Raw genomic sequence first — 17,918 nt, 5'->3', positions numbered from 1 at the left:
GGAGAACGCCTTTTGCTCAAGCTGATCGACAACCCGCCGCAATGGCCGAACGGCGCACGCTGCGCTGTCTGTTTCGCGTTCGACCTCGATGCGGAAAGCTTGCTGCACCTTTATTATCCCGAGGATTCGATGCGGCGCATCACGCTCTCCTCGGCCTTGCGGTATGGCCCGAGAGTCGCGGTGCCGAGGCTTATCCGCATCTGGGAACATTACGGTATCAAGCAGACGGTGTACGTTCCCGGATGGTGCGTCGAAACCTACCCGGAAGCGGTGGAGCAACTGGCGGCGGCGGGCCACGAAATCGGCCATCACGGCTGGCTGCACGAGCGGGTCAACGCCCTCGACGCAAGCGACGAGGCGACGGTGCTGAAAGCCGGCATCCAGGCGATCGAGCGGATCACCGGCAAACGGCCGGCTGGTTATCGCTGCCCCTCGGGCGCGTTCTCGCCCGCCACGCTCGACCTCCTGATCGACGAGGGCTTTGCCTATGACGCCTCGCTCTCCGGCGACGACGTGCCCTACATGATACGCAGTGAAAAGGGCGCTCTCCTGGAACTGCCTTCGGACCACGCACTGGATGACTGGCCGCAATATGTAAACATGCGCGATTTCAATCACATGCTGCCGATCCAGTCGCCGGAGCAGGCCATGCAGGTATTCCGGTCGGAATTCGATGCCGCTTGGGCGAACGGAGGCCTTTGGTCCTCGGTGTGGCATCCGTTCGTGTCGGGAAGGCCCGCCCGTGCCCAGGCCATGGTGGACCTCATCGAATACATGCGGGCCAAGGGAGACGTCTGGTTCGCCACGATGGAGGAGATCGCGGCGCATGTGCAAGGCCTCGTCGATAGCGGTGAATGGAAGCCGCGCGAGGAGAAACTACCTTTCTGGCAACAGCCGGTGCCGCAGATCGTTCGCCCGGTGCGTTAGCCTGAAGCGTTCAAATATCAGTCAAACCAAAAAAAGAGGGAACAATGCGTAAAATTGGAATTCTGGCTACCGCGGCCCTCGCCGCCACGCTCTTCGCCGGCGGCGTCTCCGCCCAAACCGTGCCGCAGGACATCAAGGATTCCGGCAAGCTGATTGTTGGCACCGAGCGCGACCACCCGCCGATGGAGTTCATCGATCCCAAGACGAACGAACTCGTCGGCTTCGACGTCGACCTCATCCGCGCGATCGCGGGCAAGCTAGGGCTGGAGGTAGAGTTCGTCCATTCCCGCTTCGAAGGCCTCACGCCAAACCTGCAATCGCGCCGCATCAACCTGATCATAAGCGGGATGTACGACACGCCGAAGCGGCGCGCGAGCTTCGACTTCATCGACTATCTGAGCGCCGGCACGACCTTCTACACGCTCGACAAGAACACCGAGATCCAGGAGCCGAAGGATTTCTGCGGCAAGGTCGTCACCACCAACCGCGGCACTACATATCCGGACTCCGTCAAGAAATGGAGCGACGAGAACTGCGTCGCCGCCGGCCTTCCCGCCATCGACGTGATCACCGACACCGACATGGCATCCGAGTTCCTCTACATAAACCAGGGCCGCGCGGTCGGCGCCGTGCAGGGCACCGAGGCGATCCCGACCGTGCTCGCGAGCACGGATGGCCCCTTCCGCGTCGTCGGCAAGCCGTTCACCAATGTGCGCATCGGCATCGGCTTCAACAAGGAAGACACCGAATTGCGTGATACGATCCTCAAGACGCTCGACGATCTCTTCAAGTCCGGGGAGTATCTCGAGATCGTCAAGAAATGGGGCCTCGACGCCAGTGCGCTCGATGCGCCCACCGTCAATGCGGGCGACGCGCCGTGACGCTCTCGTTCGCTCTCGAAGACAGGACAAACGACCAGCGAAAGCCGGATATGGACGTCATCGACATCTCGAAACTCAAGCATGCGCGCCCGCTTCACCTCGGGCGCCTTGCAACCGCCGCCGTCCTGCTGGCCGCCGGGGCCTACATCGTGTACGCATTTGCGGTCGGCACCATCGACTGGCCGGTCGTCGGGGAGTACATGTTCAGCGAGCGCATCATGAGGGGCGCGGTCACCACCGTCGTCATTTCGGTGATCGCCATGGCGATCGGCATCGTCATCGGTATCCTGACCGCCATCGCCCGTTCCTCGCGGAACATGGTGCTGTCCTCCGCCGCCATGTTCTACACATGGCTGTTCCGCGGCGCGCCGATGATCCTGCAGCTTCTGATCTGGTACAATCTGGCACTCGTCTTTCCGACTATCGGCATTCCGGGCCTGTGGGAAGCCAAGACGGTGGTCGTCATGACGCCGCTAGCCGCGACCCTTATCGCACTCAGCCTCAACCAGGGCGCCTACACGTCCGAGATCATCCGCTCCGGCATGCTGGCCGTCGATATCGGCCAGTACGAGGCGGCCAAGTCGATCGGCATGACCTATTCCGACACGTTGCGCCGCATCATCCTGCCGCAGGCGATGCGCGTGGTCGTGCCGCCGCTCGGCAATGAGTTCATCGGCCTGCTGAAGGTGACGGCGCTTGCCAGCATCATCGGCTTCGGCGAACTGCTCGGAACGGCCCAGGACATCTATTACAGCAACGCCAAGATCATGGAGATGCTGTTCGTCGCCACCATCTGGTATCTGGTGATCGTATCCCTCCTTTCCGTCGTGCAGATGTGGATCGAAAAGCGTTTCGCGCGCGGCTTCGCAAACAGCGGGAGGCACGGATGAAACCCCTCGTATCGGCCGTCAGGCTCGGCAAGAAATTCGGCGACCACCAGGTCCTCCACGACATCAACATCGACATCATGCCGGGCGAGGTCGTCTGCATCGTCGGCCCCTCCGGATCGGGCAAGACCACATTCCTGCGCTGCATCAACCAGCTCGAGACGATCGAGATGGGGGCGCTCTATCTCGACGGGGAACTGACCGGATACCGCGTCGAAAACGACGTCGTGCACCGCCTGACGGACAAAGAGATCGCCCGCCAGCGCCGGATCACCGGCATGGTGTTCCAGCGGTTCAATCTCTTCCCGCACATGACGGCGCTGGAGAACGTCATGGAAGGGCCGACGCGGGTCCTGCGGCAGGACCGGCAGGCCGCGCGGGACACGGCGATGGGCCTTCTTGCCCGCGTCGGGCTCGGCGACCGGGCCGACGCCTTTCCCAACAACCTATCGGGCGGGCAGCAGCAGCGCGTCGCGATCGCCCGGGCGCTAGCGATGCAGCCACGGCTGATGCTCTTCGACGAACCGACATCCGCTCTCGATGCCGAACTCGTGGGCGAAGTGTTAGGGGTCATGCGTGATGTCGCGGCGACAGGTATGACCATGGTCATCGTCACACACGAGCTTAACTTCGCCCGCGAGGTGGCGGACAAGATCGTGTTTATGGCCGACGGGCGCGTGGTGGAGACCGGCCCGCCCGAGCAGGTCTTGGAAAACCCGCAGGAGGCGCGAACCAAAGCGTTCCTGGCGGCGGTCGTCAGCAAGAAGCAGGACGCCGCCTGAGCGGCGGCCGACCATATCTCAACCTCACTTCGAAAGGACGTGCCGAGGCCTCGCCCCGGCAAACGACGCAGCCATGCCCGCCATCATTATCAAACCGGACCGTCTCCTTGCCGACCTGCACCGGCTCCGCACATTCGGAGCCTACAAAACAGGTGTCCATCGCCCCACCTATTCGCCGGAGGATATGGCGGCGCGCCGCTGGCTGGTGGCGCGCATGCAGGAAGCCGGCCTCTCGTCACGCATGGACGGGATCGGCAACATCGTCGGCGAAAACACTGCGGCGCGGCGGCGGCTGCTCGTCGGCTCGCATTCCGACTCGCAGAACCATGCCGGCTGGCTCGACGGCGCCATGGGCGTCATCTACGGATTGGAAATCGCCCGGGCATTCGTAGAGTCGGGCACGCCCGGCGGCGCGGGAGTGGACGCTGCCGTTTTCGCTGACGAGGAGGCACATTTTGCGAGCTTTCTCGGCAGCCGCTCGGCGATCGGCGCGCTGGATGAAGACGAGATCGATATCGCCCGCAACCTCACGACCGGGGAGACGCTGCGCGAGGCGCTTGCCGATGCTGGCCTTGCGGATCTCGATCGGCGAGCCATCGATCCGTCCCAGTATCTCGGCTATCTTGAAGCCCATATCGAGCAGGGCGACGATCTAGAAGCGCGGGGATTGAAGCTCGGCGTCGTCACTTGCATCGTCGGCATTCATCAGTACCGCGTGCGGTTTTCGGGGGCCAGCAATCATGCGGGTACTACTCGCATGGCAATTCGCCGGGACGCGGGCGCGGCACTGGTTTCCTTTGCCCACGCAATTAACGAACGGTTCCGACAACTGGCGGCGGAGCGTACCGTCTGGACGGTCGGCAATATCAGGCTTGATCCCGGCCAAGTGAGCATCATCCCAAATCATGCAGAAATGCTGCTGCAGGTGCGTGATGCCGACCCGGCGGTTCTTGCTCGGATGCGCGCGGCACTGGAGCATCTGGTTGCATTGACAAGGCAGGCCGGGCCGTGCGGAGTGGAGCTCGAAATTCTGGCACAGAGCGAACCTCACGAGATGAGCTGCCATTTCCAGGATGCACTTGGAAACGCCGCATCCCGCATGGCGCCTGGCCGATGGCAGCGGATGCCGAGCGGCGCGGGTCATGACGCGCAAATCCTAGCGCGCATCATGCCAGCGGGCATGCTGTTCGTTCCCAGCATCGGCGGCGTCAGCCATCATGTCGACGAAGACACACGGGAGGACGACATCGTGCTGGGCTGTGAGGTTCTGGCTGCAGCCTGCTCCCAAATTCTTGAAACTAAAGGTGAACAAACATGAAGACGTTCGGTCAATTCGTCGTAGACTGCCTCACCGACTACGGTGTCGAGTATGTCTTTGGCATCCCAGGGGTACACACGATCGAGCTCTACCGTGGGCTCACGGGCAGCGGCATTCGCCACGTAACCCCTCGACATGAACAGGGTGCAGGCTTCATGGCGGATGGATACGCTCGCGTTTCCGGAAAACCCGGAGTCTGCTTCATCATCACAGGGCCCGGCCTCACCAACATCGCTACGGCGATGGGTCAAGCTTATGGCGATTCCATCCCCATGCTGGTAATTTCGACTGTGAATTCCGCTGGCGCCTTGGGATCGGGGGAGGGCCACCTTCACGAGCTGCCCGACCAGCGTCAGCTAATGCGTCAGGTGACAGCCTTCAGTCATACCATTCATCACCCCCAGGAATTCGAAACGGTCCTTGCCCGCGCCTTTGCAATCTTTGAATCATCACGCCCGAGGCCTATCCATATCGAGATACCAGTCGAAATGCTTGGGAGGGAAGTCGATTTCGTAAGGTCATCTCACCGTCGTGTTTTTACCGCGCCTCCCACAGCGCATGACAAAGAAATCAACGAGGCTGCGCAGTTCTTGAACAATTCGCAACGTCCGCTCTTGATCGCAGGAGGCGGTGCAACTGGAGCAGCACGGGAAATTGAGGATCTTGCATCTCGTCTGAGGGCCCCCGTCTTGATGACTATCAACGGCCGTGGAATTCTGGCGGCCGGACACCCCTTGGGCCTATCGATCAGCGCCGCGAGTCCAGCTGCACTGGACCTTATGGAAAGGGCTGATGCCATCCTTGCCGTAGGAACAGAGCTTGGTCCGACGGACTTCGATGAAACGCTGACAACCCGCCGTCATCTTGGTGAGAAGCTTGTGAGAATTGACATCGATCCCGAACAGCTCGTGCGGTCTTTGCGACCCGCGATCCGGCTCGTCGGCGACAGCAAGGCGACAATAGAGGCGCTAAGCCCGGCAGTGCGACCGCGAGAGGCTGAAGGCTGGGGCCAAACGGCAGCTTCAAGTGCCCGCCACGCACTGGAGAGCAAACTCACTGCTGCCCAGCGGGTACAAATAACAATGCTCGAAACACTTCGCGACACTCTTCCGGGAGTCGTGATCGTCGGGGATTCCAACCAGCCAGTGTATGCGGGATGCATGGGCTTCGAGGCCACGGCTCCAAAAACCTTTTTCAATTCTGCAACAGGTTATGGGACATTGGGTTACGGACTCCCCGCGGCTTTAGGGGCGAAAATCGCCGCTCCCGAGCTACCGGTCGTAGCGCTCATGGGCGATGGCGGCTTGCAGTTCACACTTGCAGAATTGGGAAGTGTGACTGAGTACGGCGCACCCCTGATCCTTGTCCTCTGGAATAACAACGGTTACCATGAGATCGAAAGGGCTATGGTGCGCGCGGGCATCGATCTGCTTGGAGTCAGGATCTTTACGCCCGATTTCAAGTCAATTGCTACGGCGTTCGACTGGCGGCATGAGACGGCAAGCGACGTCACTGAACTCTCAAAGATCGTTAAGAGCGCGGCGGCAACGAGATCGCGTATCGTTGTCGAGCTCGATGAGGCCGCCTTTTGTATCGGGGAGGCATCAGAGTGAATTGCCCCGCGGATTGGCTTAATTCTGTCTTCTTAGGCAATCCGCGTGACAACCACGAGGAGAACCCCCGTCCTTAGAGGCCAGAGCGCGCTGCCGGGCGGACGCTGACGAGAGCATGTATCCGAGCACCCCGCAGACATGTCGACCGATCAATGAGCATTGATTTCCTCGGTTGCCGAACAGAGCACTCTTTGCGATACGGCTGATGGCACGCTTACAGAGACTGTCGTTCATTCGGTCGCTTAAGCTCCTTCGCTGCATTCGCCGCGCCTGCCGCTCTTCGCCGTGATCTGCGGCAGGGTCACCGGCAGCCTATGCCGACATATTCCAGATCAAGCGTGACGGCCACGGCCGTCACGCTTGATCTCGGTGTGCCCGTCCCATAACCAAAGTAGCCGTCTTCCGGCCGTGTGATCGTTTAAGCCACAGGCCGATAAATCGAGCGTCACTGGTCAACCAGCTCGACAAACCATTCGCAAATATTCGTCGAATCGTTCGAATAGGCGTGAGACGCTTGTATGCGAAGGCGCTGGGCGCCGGTGCCTGGGACGGTCACGACAATGCTGTTCGAGTAAGCGCCTTGCCCATGGGTCCGCATCGCGAGATAGCGGCCTTCGTCCCAGTTCACGCCATCCGTGGAGTAGTACAGGACGAAATGCCCCTTGCCTTCGACGGGACCGTAAGATCCGCTGCGGCCGTGCAGGAAATAACCGCCCTTGAAGGCGATCATCTGTGGATTCCTGATCCGTTTGGCGAAACGGCTTTTCTGCGGCGCGCTCCAGCTCAGGCCCTTGTCGCTGGAAATGCAGTAATCGAGGTATTCCTCGTCACGCTTGTGATAGACATAGGCGATGAGACGACCGTCGTTGAGCGCGCACAGCGTGCCGTAGCCGCGGCCCAGCGTGTTGAACGGCAAGTCGCTGACTTCCGTGAATGTGGCGCCATCGTCATGGCTGGCGTAGAGCGTATAAATGTGTTCATCCGTCGTGCCGCAGAAGTCGACCACGGCGTCGTTGCGGAATTTCAAGGCATAGATCACGCCGTCTAGGTAGCACGCACCATAGACGCGTCCTTTCTCGGCGCCGATCTCGACCGGATCGCTCCAGGTCAGCCCGTCATCGGTGCTGCGGGTGGAGGTCGGAACCAGATACGGCTCCCAAAGGGCATCGACCGAGATATCGCTGATCAGATGGAACAAGACGATCGTGCCATTGTCGGTGACGATCCCCTTCTCGGTGAAAATCGCGGAGCCTGATTTGTCCAGGTAGTTTTGCTGTGAATAGGCGAGGGGCTCCGGCTCACTCCAGCTTTGGCCGCCGTCGGAGGAGCGTTTATATTCCATCCAGCCGGCGGCTGAATGACCGGACGTGCCGTGGCGGCCCGGATCGTCGGAGCTGCAGCTCGGATAGAAAGCGAAGATCTCCCCGTCTTGGCGCTGGAACGCGGCGTGCCCCAGATGGCCGCTGCGTCCGTTTTTTTCATGGTCGACGAACACGTTCAGCTCGAGAGGCTGAGGGGTAGTTGCAAAGCTGCTGAAAGATGGGGGAGCGACAGGGGTGGTCATGATGGTTCCTTGGACAATTTGATTTCAATGGCGCTGGGCTTGTAGCGCTTGTGCCATTTGTTCGATGATGTCGCCGAGCACCGGCGCTGCCGACAGAAGCTGGCGTGTATAATCGTGCTGGGGCGCACGGAAGACGTCTGACACCGGGCCGGCTTCAAGGCAGCTTCCATTCTTCATGACGATCAGATGGCCGCCGAGAGCCCGCACCACGTTGAGATCGTGCGTGATGAAGAGGTAAGAGACGTTTTCCTCCCGCTGCAGGCGCAGCAGAAGATCGAGCACGGCCGTCTGAACAGACAGGTCGAGCGCCGAGGTCGGTTCGTCGCAGACGATGACGCGCGGCTTGGCGGCGAAAGCGCGGGCGATCGCAATGCGCTGCTTCTCGCCGCCCGACAGCTGGCTTGGGAACCGCCTGGCGTAATCAGCCGGCAGCTGCACCGCCTCCAGCAATTCTGCGACGCGGGCGTCCATGCCATCAGAGGGGCAACTTCGGTAAAGCTGCATGGGTCGCTTAAGAATCTGCGCGATCGTCTGGCGCGGATTGAGCGAGGCGTCCGGGTTCTGGAAAATCAGCTGCACAGCCTGCCGGTCGGCGCGGGAGCGCCGGCGCGGATCCATCGGCAGAGACAAATTGCCGAGAGAAATCTTGCCCTCGTTGGCGTCGATCAGCCCTGTCACGATCCGGGCAAGGGTGGTCTTCCCGGAACCGCTTTCGCCGACGACGGAGAGGGTCTCGCCCTGCGCCAACCGGAAGCCGACACGATCCACGGCGGTCAGGGTCCTTGCTTGGCCGAGAATGCCGCCACCATATTGCTTGACGATGTTCTCGGCTGCGAGCACCACGGGAGCTTCGCAGCGCGGGCCGCTCTCAGCGACCTCCCTGGGGATCGAGGCAATCAATTGGCGCGTATAGGCATGGCTCGGGCGGCTGAAAACCTCCGCGGTCGTGCCCGTTTCGACAATCTCGCCATGCCGCATAACGACGACGCGGTCGGACACGCGCGCCACCACGGAAAGATCATGGCTGATGAACAGAAGCGCGCAGCCATAGCTCTGGCGTAACTCGCGCACGAGCTTTATGATCTGGATCGACGTCGTCACGTCAAGGCCGGTCGTCGGCTCGTCCATGATGATGAGCTTCGGTCTGCAGGAAATGGCCGCGGCGATCAGCACGCGCTGCTGCTGGCCGCCTGAAATCTCGTGCGTATAGCGGTCGAATAGGTCCGCCGGCCTTGGAAGATTGACCTGCTCGAACAAGTCGATCACACGCTTGCGCGCCTCAGCCTCTGAAAGCTCCTGATCATGTGCGCGCAGCTGCTCCACCACCTGCGGTCCGATGCGCATGCTCGGATTGAGTGCCTTCTTGGGATCCTGCGGCACCATCGAGACGGTGCCGCCTCGCAGGCGCCGCAGATCCGGCTCGCTCGCATTGACTATGTCGCAGCCCGCGAGCCGAATCCGCCCGCGAACGTCCGCTTGCGGCGTCCAGCCCGTCACGGAATAGGCCAGCGTGGATTTTCCCGATCCGGACTCGCCTATGATCCCGACCGCTTCTCCCGGGGCGATCTGCAGCGTCGCGCTACGCACCGCGTCCACCGTTCCACGCGCGGAACGATAGGTTATACCCACATCGACAATGTCCAAGACCGGGTCTGTCATGCAGCCCTCCTTCGCCCAAGGGCTCACAGTCCCGGGATGGGATCGATGGTTTTGAATTTCGCCTTGTAGGCGGCGAGATGACGGCTCCAATCGGGGGCTTCGGTATAGCCCATCGTCACCTTGCCGACCGGCCATTCGCGGTTGCGGAAAATCTGCACCGAGCCGGTATGGCTATATTTCGGGAGATGGCGCGAATCCAACGGACGCCATGCGTAGGAGCCGGGTTTGGCTTCGACCGGGTGGCCTGTAATCGGATCGAGCAGCAGCAGATCGCCGCGCAGACGGAAGATCTCGTCGGCCACGTCATGCCACTCGGTGCATTCAAAATTGCTGCCCGGCCACATGACATCGATGCCGAAATTGTTTCGGCTGTCCGGCTCGCTTCTCAGATGCTTGACGATGTTCACGCTGGTGCCCGTCGCCGTGAGGGCGCACTCGCTCGTACGAACCTGCCAGGGGATCGTATCGGGATCGATGATGGCGAACTCGCCCGAGCCGGTGTCCTTTTCGCCGGTGGCAAAGAAGACGGCTGAGCCGGCGTGGAGGGTGATCGCCCGGCGCGGCGACTTCGGAGGCATATAAACGAAGATATTGCTGCCAACTTCGGCGCCGTTCGCCGTCACCGCGCCGCTCAGCACAAAGAGCTCGAACGTGCGGCCTTCGGGAAAATTGAACGAGATGTCCTGGGGAGCCTCGACATAAGCGCTGAACGCCCCGTCGACGTCGTCCTGGGTAAACACCCGCGCGTTGGCGCCCGCCAGATAATCGGCTGCATCCACGATTGGGAATTCGACAAGGGGGCGGCCTTCAATGATTTCACGAGCCATTTATATACCTGTGGGTTGGATTTGAGGGTGAGGTGTCGCAAGCGTTCCCGTCAGGCGGGAAGCTCCCCGCCGGAAAGCCAGCGATTGATTTCGTTGGCGATCACGTAGATCGAGATCACCAGGCTGGCGATGGCGAGCGTCGGAAACAGCGACACCCACCAATAGCCGGCCACCAGCAGGCCGTAGGCCTGGGCCACCAGCAGCCCCCAATCCGGAGAAGGCGGCTGCACGCCGAAACCGAGGAAGGAGAGATTGGCGACCGAAAATACGGCAAACGTCATGCGCACCGTGAATTCCACGACCACGACGGAAAACACGTTGGGCAGAAGCTCTCTCAGCATTACATAGGCGGCGCTATCACCGCGCGCACGCGCTGCCAGGATGAAATCTTTTTCGGCTTGCAGCAGGACCGCGGCGCGAATAGTGCGCGCGACGACCCACATGAACTCGAACGCGATCACGCCGATCAGCGCGACGTTCGACCGGCCGAGCGCGGCAATCAGCAGCAGCGCCATGATCACGCCCGGCAACGAAATGACGGCTTCGCCGATACGCGATAGGACTTCGTCGAACACCCCTCGCAAATAGCCCATCATCAGTCCGAGCAGCGTCCCCGAGGCGGTGCCGATGATCGCTGCGAAGAAAGATACGGTGAGAATGTCGCGCGAACCGACAAGCACGCGGGAGAACACGTCTCTTCCCATATCGTCGGTTCCGAAGAGGTATTCGGCGCTCGGAGGCAACAGCATTGCGTCCAAACGGACATTGAACGGATCGTGCGGCACGAACGCGCGAGCGGTGATGGCCGCAAGAACCCAGAACATGAAAACAATGGCAGCGACGATCAGTGCGAATGAGGGGCGATAAAGGCCTAGGTTGGCGCGGTTCTTTTTCGAATCGGACAGGATCCGGCTCATCATGCCACCGCCTTTCCAAGACGCGGATCCATGAGCCGCTGAAGAAAATCGGCCAGCAGGGTGACGACGATATAGACGAGACCGATCAGAAGCACGCCTGCTTCCAACACGGGCATGTCGTTATATTCCGCCGCCCGAAGCATCATCACACCAAGTCCCGGATAGTTGAAGATTTTCTCCACGATCACCAAGCCGCCGAGCAAATAGCCGACCTGCGTCGCGATCACGATCATTGAGGGGGCCATCGCGTTCTTGAGCACATGGCGGAGCGTCACCTGACTGGGCGTGATGCCCTTAAGGGTCGCCGTGCGGACGTAGTCGCTCTGGTACACATCAAGCGCGTTGGCGCGAATGACGCGTGCGAGATAGCCGAAAAGCGTGGTCGACAGCACGATGGCCGGCAGCAGAAGATAATAGAGCTGGGTTGCGAATGTGCTACCCGGCGGGGGCATGGCGGTAATCGGAAAAACAGGGAAGACCACGCCCAGAACAAGAATGAGAACGATGGCCACGACAAAACTGGGAACGACCATCAGCGCCATGCCGCCGTAAGTCACTATGTGGTCGAACACGCCGCCGATGCGCCGCGCCGACCAGAGGCCGGCCCCGATCGACAGCGGCACAATCATGAAAAGCGTGACGATCCCCAGAGACGCCGATCGTCCCCCGGCGGAACCGAGCATCATCGTCACAGGCATTCTCTGCGCGTAGGAGGTGCCCAGATCGCCTGTCAGCGCATTGCCGACCCACTCGACGTAGCGAAGCGGGGCCGGTCTGTCGAGGCCAAGCTGCGTGGTCAGGACCGCCACGGCCTCTTCGCTCGCATCGTTGCCGAGAATGGCGCGTGCGGGATTGCCGGGAAGTATCTCTGCGCCGACGAAAGCAATGACCGACAGGAGCAGCAAAGTCAGTAGCCCCGAGCCGATCCTGCGAAGGAAAAACGTTCCCATGCGACAAGCCTCGAATCATTGGATAGTGGGAGCGAAGCGGCGTCGTCCTGCGACTGACGACCGCCCCGGTCCGCGTTTGGGAGCATGCGCCCGCGAGGACACATGGCAGGCGAGCAAAGCCCGGCCGTTAGGCCGTGCGCACCGCCTTGTGCAGCACGGGATAGGAAGCCTGACGCTCGAGCCCCTCGATGGAGTTCTGGCTCAAGGAAACCTGGTTCTTGAATGCCGGGTAGATCATCGGCGTCTCGTCCAGCAGAAGATTGTGGATCTTGTTGGCGATCGCACGCTGCGACTGGAGATCGACTTCGGCGGCGAATTGATCCGCCAGCGTGTCGAACTCCGCGTTGGCGAAACGGGCCGAGTTGATGTTTGCGCCGGACTTCAGCTGGATGTTGAAGAACAGGTTCGGCACGCCGCGGTGGCCATAATTGTTGATGCCGGAGATCGAATCGAGCATCGGCGAGCTGCCGTAACGCAGGTTGCCGCGATAAGCGGCGCTATCCAGCAGTTCGAGGTCGGCCTGAACGTTGACCTGCTTCAGCGCGCTTTGCAGCAACTGGGCCATCTGCGGCAGGATCTGGTAGTTCAAGACCGTCAGTTTGAATTGGAAGCCGTTTTCATGTCCCGCCTCGGCAAGCAATTTGCGGGCCTTGTCCAGATCGTATGAACGCTGCGGAACATCGCTCGTGTAGGCCGCGTGGACCGGCGCGATCGGCGCGTCGTTGCCGACGGAACCATAGCCCATCAGCAGGCTTTTCACCAACGCCTCGCGGTCCAGGCAGTGGGCAATTGCCTGTCGAACGCGCTTGTCCTTGAAAGGCTCCATATCCATGCGGAGATGGATTGGATCATGGACGGACGTTTGGCGCACGTCAATCTTATAGGCGGCCGGGTTGGCGAGAATTGCCCGCGCATTGCTCAAGCCGACAGGCCCGGTCATGTCTATGGACTGATTCTGGAACGCCAGAAGAAGCGCCGTTTCATCTTCGAACATGGAAAGTTCCGCGCCGTCGGCCAGAGGCGCGCCGCGCCAGTGGTCCTTGTTCGGCGCAAAGGTCGCGCGCACGCCCGGGATATATTCCTGTATGCGCCACGGACCGGTGCCCACCCAGTCCTTGGCCCAGACGCCATCATAGTTCTCCGGCAGAATAACCGAATTGTAGTTGTCGTTCGAGACGAGCCAGGGGAAGGAACCTACCGGCTTTTCCAGCTCGAACACGACGGTGCTGTTATCCGGAGCGGAAACGGAGCCAGGCAGAAGCGTATTGGCGAACATTCCCGATGCGCTCGACGGGAATTCCGGATTGGCGAGGCGGTTGAAGGTCCACGCCACGTCGCGGGCGGTCAACTGCCTGCCATCGTTGAACTTGACGCCCTGACGGATCTTAAAGGTCCAAACTGTGCCTTCATTGTTCGGTGTCCAGCTTTCGGCAAGCATGGGACGCAGCGTCTCGGGTTCCGACCAGCAAAGATATTCGCCCACCTGGGTAACGGCCATCGTGCCGGCGCCGTCCTGGATGAGGATCGGATCGAGCTGCTGGCCGGGTACGCCGCCGCCCAGACGAAGAATGCCGCCGCCGCCGGCAGTTTGCGCTCGCGCCGGCTCCGGGATGCCCGCAAGAAAATGCGCCGCCGACACGGATATGCCGAGCGTGGTCGCCACCCGAAGGAAGTTTCGGCGGCCAAGGCGGCCGCTCCTAAGTTCATCGATGGCGTGATTTTGCAGTTCGTTGCTGCTGCGTCGAATCTGTTCCTCGTGTTCGTCTGATCTCATCATGTCCTCCTCGTCGCGCATCGTTTGCGTTTCATGCGGTCCGCATAAAGAACAATGGACCTTATAAAGAATCAATTAAACTATTATCGGCTCTTCTCCAAGGCAAAGTTCTCATGCTTGGGTGGTTCTAATCGCCCTATCATCGACTCGATGAGGCCGGCTCCAAGTTGCTGGGTTGAAGCCCGGGAGCATCGATAATGCTGCTGGCTCGACAAGCGCGCCGTGATGCCCGATGACGATGGAGGCGACATGGACGGCGTGTTGCGCCGCCTCAACCGAGCTACCAACCGCGGTGAAGCGTGCTAGAAACGCACCGTTGAAGCTGTCTCCCGCACTGGTGGAATCGACGACCTCGACAACCGGCATCGCCTCGACCCGGCAGATTACTCCGTGGTCACTCATTTCGATGCCCCTCTCGCCATTCTTGACGACGACCCGCTCCACACCAAGTGCTTGATAGCGGGCGATGGTCGCCTGCGGGTCAGGGTCACCGAAATGGAGCTGTTCGTCGTCGAAGCTGGGCAATAGGAGGTTCGACACGCACGCCGCCTGCGAAATCCATTGGTGTAGAATTTCCGCATTTTCCCACAACAACGCGCGGATATTCGGATCGAAAGCTATGGTGCAACCCCGCAGACGTGCTTCATGCAGAACGCGCAGCAGGTTCCGTCGCCCCTGTGGTGGCAGGATGGCGAGCGTGATACCGGAAAAGAAGATCGTGTCGGCGTCGCCGATAGCCTCTTCGAGCCAGGCGGCATCGTCCGCAAGCCGGCGGGCCGCGGCGTCCGAGCGCCAGTAGGAAAAGCTGCGCTCGCCCTTGTCGAGATGAATCATGTACAGTCCGGGCAGCATATCCGTCAGCCGCCGTATGCCGGCCGTGCCTATGCCGTTTTGCCCGATGAAGCGCTCCATCTCCAGCGAAAGGCGGTCGGTTCCGATGGTCGAGACATAGTCGACTGTCCAGCCGGGTGGAGAGAAGAGGCGGGCATAATAGGCGGTGTTCAGGCTGTCGCCGGCGAAGGACTGTACGATGCCGCCCTTACTGGTCTGCCGGAGTTCGACCATGCACTCGCCGATCGAGACGAGGCGTTTGAACCCGCTGTCACTTCTGTCGGCGCTCATGACCCCTTGCCCGTCGGTGCCGGGTGTACGTTCCTCCAATGCGTGGCAATATCGATTCGGCGCGTTACCCAGACGTCGTCCAAGGTAGCGACATGATCGAGAAAGCGCGCGAGATCGGCGGCACGTCCCGGCTTTCCGGCAATCCGGCAGTGCAGGCCCACATTCATCATCTTCGGCTGGGTCCGCCCCTCCTGGCGCAGGAGGTCGCAAGCCCGGGTTAGGTATGTGGCGAAATCCTGTGCCTGCAGTCCGAAGCCGTTAACGTAGCGCCCGTCATTGTTGTCGAGCGTGTAGGGCACCACGAGTTGAGGTTTGCCATTGTCGCTGACCCAGTATGGAAGGTCATCCGAAAAGGAATCCGAATCGTAGGCGAAACCACCGATCTCGGACAGGATGCGCCGGGTGTTCACACTCATCCGGCCCGTATACCATCCCTGCGGCCGCTCGCCGGTGGTTTCCGTGTGGATGCGGATCGCCTCGATAATCTGCCGGCGTTCCTCGGCCTCTCGCATGTCGGCATAGTTGATCCACTTAAGGCCATGCGAAGCGATTTCCCATCCCGCATCCTTCATGGCGGCGACCGCGGCCGGATTTTTCCGCAGGGCATTGGCAATGCCGAACACGGTGACAGGAAGACCACGCTCGGTCATAAGGCGATGCAGCCGCCAGAACCCGGCGCGGCTGCCGTATTCATATTGGGATTCAACATTGATGTTGCGTCGCCCGGCAAGCGGCAAGGTCGGCTCTTCCGTGAGGAAGGCCTCGGAGCCGCCGTCGCCGTCGAGGACGCAGTTTTCCCCGCCTTCCTCGTAATTGATGACGAACTGGATAGCCAGCCGTGCGCCGTTCGGCCACTGCGGGTCAGGCGGTCGCCCGGCAAATCCGAGCAGGTCGCGGTGGGGCTGGAGAGGTGATGTGGACATCCCGATCTCCTCAATAGGCCAGGCGATGAAGGCCGGCGGCGAGCACCTCGATGCCGGCGACGATGTCTTCGATGGATGAAAATTCGTCCGGAGTGTGGCTGCGCCCGTCCTTGCTGCGTACGAAGATCATCGCCACCTTGGCAATCTTCGCCATCTGCTGCGAATCATGACCGGCACCGCTTGCCATCAGCATCGTCGGCACTCCCTGCGTATCGGCCGCCGCCCTGAGAGTCGAAACAAGCGTCGGATCGGAAGGGCAGGCCGGGTGGTCGATCATGATCTTCCAGCTGATCTCCAGGTTACGTCGTTTCGCCACCTCCCGCATGAAGGCCTCATGGGTGTCGTAGAGTTTCTGGCACAGATCCGGATCGGGGTGGCGCGCGTCCAGCGTGAAGGTCACGCTGTCCGGGATGATGGCCGTTGCGTTGGGTTTCACATGCACGCGCCCGACCGTCGATACGGCGGGACGGCCCCAGCGATGGGCGGTATCAACCACGCCAGAGACTATCTCGGCGAAACCCGCCATGGGATCTCGGCGCAGGTCCATCGGGAACGCACCCGCATGGTTCTGTGTGCCACGCAGTTCGATTTCGTAGTGGCGGATTCCGGTAATGCCGGTCACCACGGCAATCGGCAGATTCGCGTGTTCGAGGATCGGACCCTGTTCGATATGCAGTTCAACGAAACTGTCGATATCGGCGCGCCTGGCCTCCGGAATGAGCGCTGGATCGAGGCCCACCTCTCGCATGGCGCTGGCGATCGTCTCGCCGCCGAAGCCGATAGTCGTCTCCGGATCGTCGGTCCGGATGCCGCCGGTGATGGCGCGCGAGCCCCAGAAATTGGCGGAGGGGAACCGGCTCGATTCCTCTTCGCAGAACGCGACGCATTCCAACGTGCGCTTCGGCTGGCCGAACTGTTCCTTCAACGCCTTCAGCGCAATCAGCGCCGCAAGCGCGCCAAGGATCCCGTCGTAGCGCCCGCCTGGCGTCTGTGAATCGATGTGTGAACCCGAAACGATCGACTTGCCCGGCTCGCTTCCTCCCAGCCGGCCCCAGACATTGCCGACACTGTCCATCTTCGCGGTCAGGCCGGCCTCCTCGCACCAGCGGGCGTAAAGCTTCGTCGCCGCCACCCATTCCGGGGAATAGACCGTGCGGGAGACCCCGGTTCCACCGTCGGAACCGTGCTGGGCCATGTCGAGAATGAGCTTTTCGACGAAGGCAGGGTCTATGGTGATGCGGGGAGTGGCCGTCATTATTGTCTCCATTGACGTAAATCGGGGCTTCTGGCTTGGGATCGGGTAAGAAAGCCCCGCCACTTCCAGTGAAGGAGGAGGCGGGGCGCTCGGCGGCCCTTGGGAGGAGGGACTTCCGGAAACGTCAGGGCTTCAGTGCAAAGACCTGGATCTCGACGAGCAGGCGGGGATCGGCGAGCGGCGCCTCCACGCAGGCGCGCGCGGGCGCGGCATCTGGCGCAACCCAAACGTCCCAGACGCTGTTCATAGCATCGAAATCTGTGCCGTGCTTCAGCCAGATATATGCATGAGTGATGGCGGCCTTACCGGTGCCGGCCTCGGCCAGCAAGGCATCGACGCGGGCGAGGATATTGGCGGTCTGCCCGGCAACGTCCAGGTCGCGATCCGAAGATACCTGCCCCGCAAGCACGACCATGGTGCCGCTTAGCGGGAATTCAACGACCTGACTCATACGGTTGCTGCTGTGATGGCGAATGATGGTCATGCAAATTTTCCTGTTGTTGTGGGAGAGATCCAGCT

At 61.1% G+C, this 17,918-nt stretch carries 16 protein-coding genes; 6 read left to right on the top strand and 10 right to left on the bottom strand.

Features of this window, described 5'->3' with window-relative positions:
• Positions 1 to 12: 12 nt before the first annotated feature.
• The 6 genes from LQK81_RS22280 to LQK81_RS22255 all read left to right on the top strand — a co-directional run bounded on the left by LQK81_RS22280 (position 13) and on the right by LQK81_RS22255 (position 6,408).
• Positions 13 to 927 (top strand): polysaccharide deacetylase family protein, encoded by a 915-nt coding sequence (locus LQK81_RS22280; protein WP_230808613.1) that lies wholly within the window; start codon positions 13 to 15, stop codon positions 925 to 927.
• A gap of 44 nt (positions 928 to 971) precedes the next feature.
• Positions 972 to 1,808: an ABC transporter substrate-binding protein gene (locus LQK81_RS22275; RefSeq protein ID WP_230808612.1), complete on the top strand. Its 837-nt coding sequence runs from the start codon at positions 972 to 974 to the stop codon at positions 1,806 to 1,808.
• A gap of 50 nt (positions 1,809 to 1,858) precedes the next feature.
• Positions 1,859 to 2,698, top strand: coding sequence for an amino acid ABC transporter permease (locus tag LQK81_RS22270; protein WP_037408609.1), 840 nt, complete (start codon positions 1,859 to 1,861; stop codon positions 2,696 to 2,698).
• Complete coding sequence (locus LQK81_RS22265) at positions 2,695 to 3,477, top strand: amino acid ABC transporter ATP-binding protein (RefSeq protein WP_230808611.1); 783 nt, start codon at positions 2,695 to 2,697, stop codon at positions 3,475 to 3,477. Before LQK81_RS22270 ends, LQK81_RS22265 begins: the two co-directional genes overlap by 4 nt.
• Before the next feature lie 73 nt (positions 3,478 to 3,550).
• On the top strand, positions 3,551 to 4,795 hold the full coding sequence (locus tag LQK81_RS22260; protein ID WP_230808610.1) for a hydantoinase/carbamoylase family amidase: 1,245 nt from the start codon (positions 3,551 to 3,553) through the stop codon (positions 4,793 to 4,795).
• The gene (locus tag LQK81_RS22255) at positions 4,792 to 6,408 is read left to right on the top strand and encodes a 5-guanidino-2-oxopentanoate decarboxylase (protein WP_230808609.1); all 1,617 of its coding nucleotides are present in this window, start codon (positions 4,792 to 4,794) and stop codon (positions 6,406 to 6,408) included. The genes LQK81_RS22260 and LQK81_RS22255 overlap by 4 nt, the downstream gene beginning before the upstream one ends.
• A gap of 445 nt (positions 6,409 to 6,853) precedes the next feature.
• Here LQK81_RS22255 and LQK81_RS22250 read toward each other — a convergent pair whose 3' ends face one another.
• The 10 genes from LQK81_RS22250 to LQK81_RS22205 form a co-directional block, all read right to left on the bottom strand.
• Positions 6,854 to 7,972 carry a sialidase family protein gene (locus LQK81_RS22250; protein WP_230808608.1) on the bottom strand — a complete coding sequence of 373 codons (1,119 nt, stop codon included), beginning with the start codon at positions 7,970 to 7,972 and terminating at the stop codon, positions 6,854 to 6,856.
• A 24-nt stretch (positions 7,973 to 7,996) separates the two neighbouring features.
• The gene (locus LQK81_RS22245; protein ID WP_230808607.1) at positions 7,997 to 9,631 is read right to left on the bottom strand and encodes a dipeptide ABC transporter ATP-binding protein; all 1,635 of its coding nucleotides are present in this window, start codon (positions 9,629 to 9,631) and stop codon (positions 7,997 to 7,999) included.
• Between the two features lie 23 nt (positions 9,632 to 9,654).
• A complete protein-coding gene (locus LQK81_RS22240; RefSeq protein ID WP_230808606.1) occupies positions 9,655 to 10,458 on the bottom strand; it encodes a hypothetical protein in 804 nt (267 codons plus the stop codon).
• Positions 10,459 to 10,508: 50 nt separating this feature from the next.
• A complete protein-coding gene (locus tag LQK81_RS22235; RefSeq protein ID WP_230808605.1) occupies positions 10,509 to 11,378 on the bottom strand; it encodes an ABC transporter permease in 870 nt (289 codons plus the stop codon).
• On the bottom strand, positions 11,375 to 12,325 hold the full coding sequence (locus tag LQK81_RS22230; protein ID WP_230808604.1) for an ABC transporter permease: 951 nt from the start codon (positions 12,323 to 12,325) through the stop codon (positions 11,375 to 11,377). Before LQK81_RS22230 ends, LQK81_RS22235 begins: the two co-directional genes overlap by 4 nt.
• Positions 12,326 to 12,452: 127 nt before the next feature.
• The gene (locus LQK81_RS22225) at positions 12,453 to 14,120 is read right to left on the bottom strand and encodes an ABC transporter substrate-binding protein (protein WP_230808603.1); all 1,668 of its coding nucleotides are present in this window, start codon (positions 14,118 to 14,120) and stop codon (positions 12,453 to 12,455) included.
• 90 nt (positions 14,121 to 14,210) lie between these two features.
• Complete coding sequence (locus LQK81_RS22220; protein ID WP_230808602.1) at positions 14,211 to 15,221, bottom strand: sugar kinase; 1,011 nt, start codon at positions 15,219 to 15,221, stop codon at positions 14,211 to 14,213.
• On the bottom strand, positions 15,218 to 16,144 hold the full coding sequence (gene puuE, locus LQK81_RS22215; RefSeq protein ID WP_230808601.1) for an allantoinase PuuE: 927 nt from the start codon (positions 16,142 to 16,144) through the stop codon (positions 15,218 to 15,220). The genes LQK81_RS22220 and puuE overlap by 4 nt, the downstream gene beginning before the upstream one ends.
• Before the next feature lie 10 nt (positions 16,145 to 16,154).
• Positions 16,155 to 17,339 carry a hydantoinase/carbamoylase family amidase gene (locus tag LQK81_RS22210; protein ID WP_230808600.1) on the bottom strand — a complete coding sequence of 395 codons (1,185 nt, stop codon included), beginning with the start codon at positions 17,337 to 17,339 and terminating at the stop codon, positions 16,155 to 16,157.
• Positions 17,340 to 17,523: 184 nt separating this feature from the next.
• Entirely contained in the window at positions 17,524 to 17,883 is a 360-nt protein-coding gene (locus tag LQK81_RS22205) for a RidA family protein (protein WP_230808599.1), read from the bottom strand.
• Positions 17,884 to 17,918: the final 35 nt, after the last annotated feature.

Origin of the sequence: Rhizobium sp. GN54 (assembly GCF_021026345.1) — a bacterium.
Lineage (GTDB): Bacteria > Pseudomonadota > Alphaproteobacteria > Rhizobiales > Rhizobiaceae > Mycoplana.
Note: the sequence above shows the minus strand (reverse complement) of the source record. Positions and strands in the feature narration are given on the sequence as shown.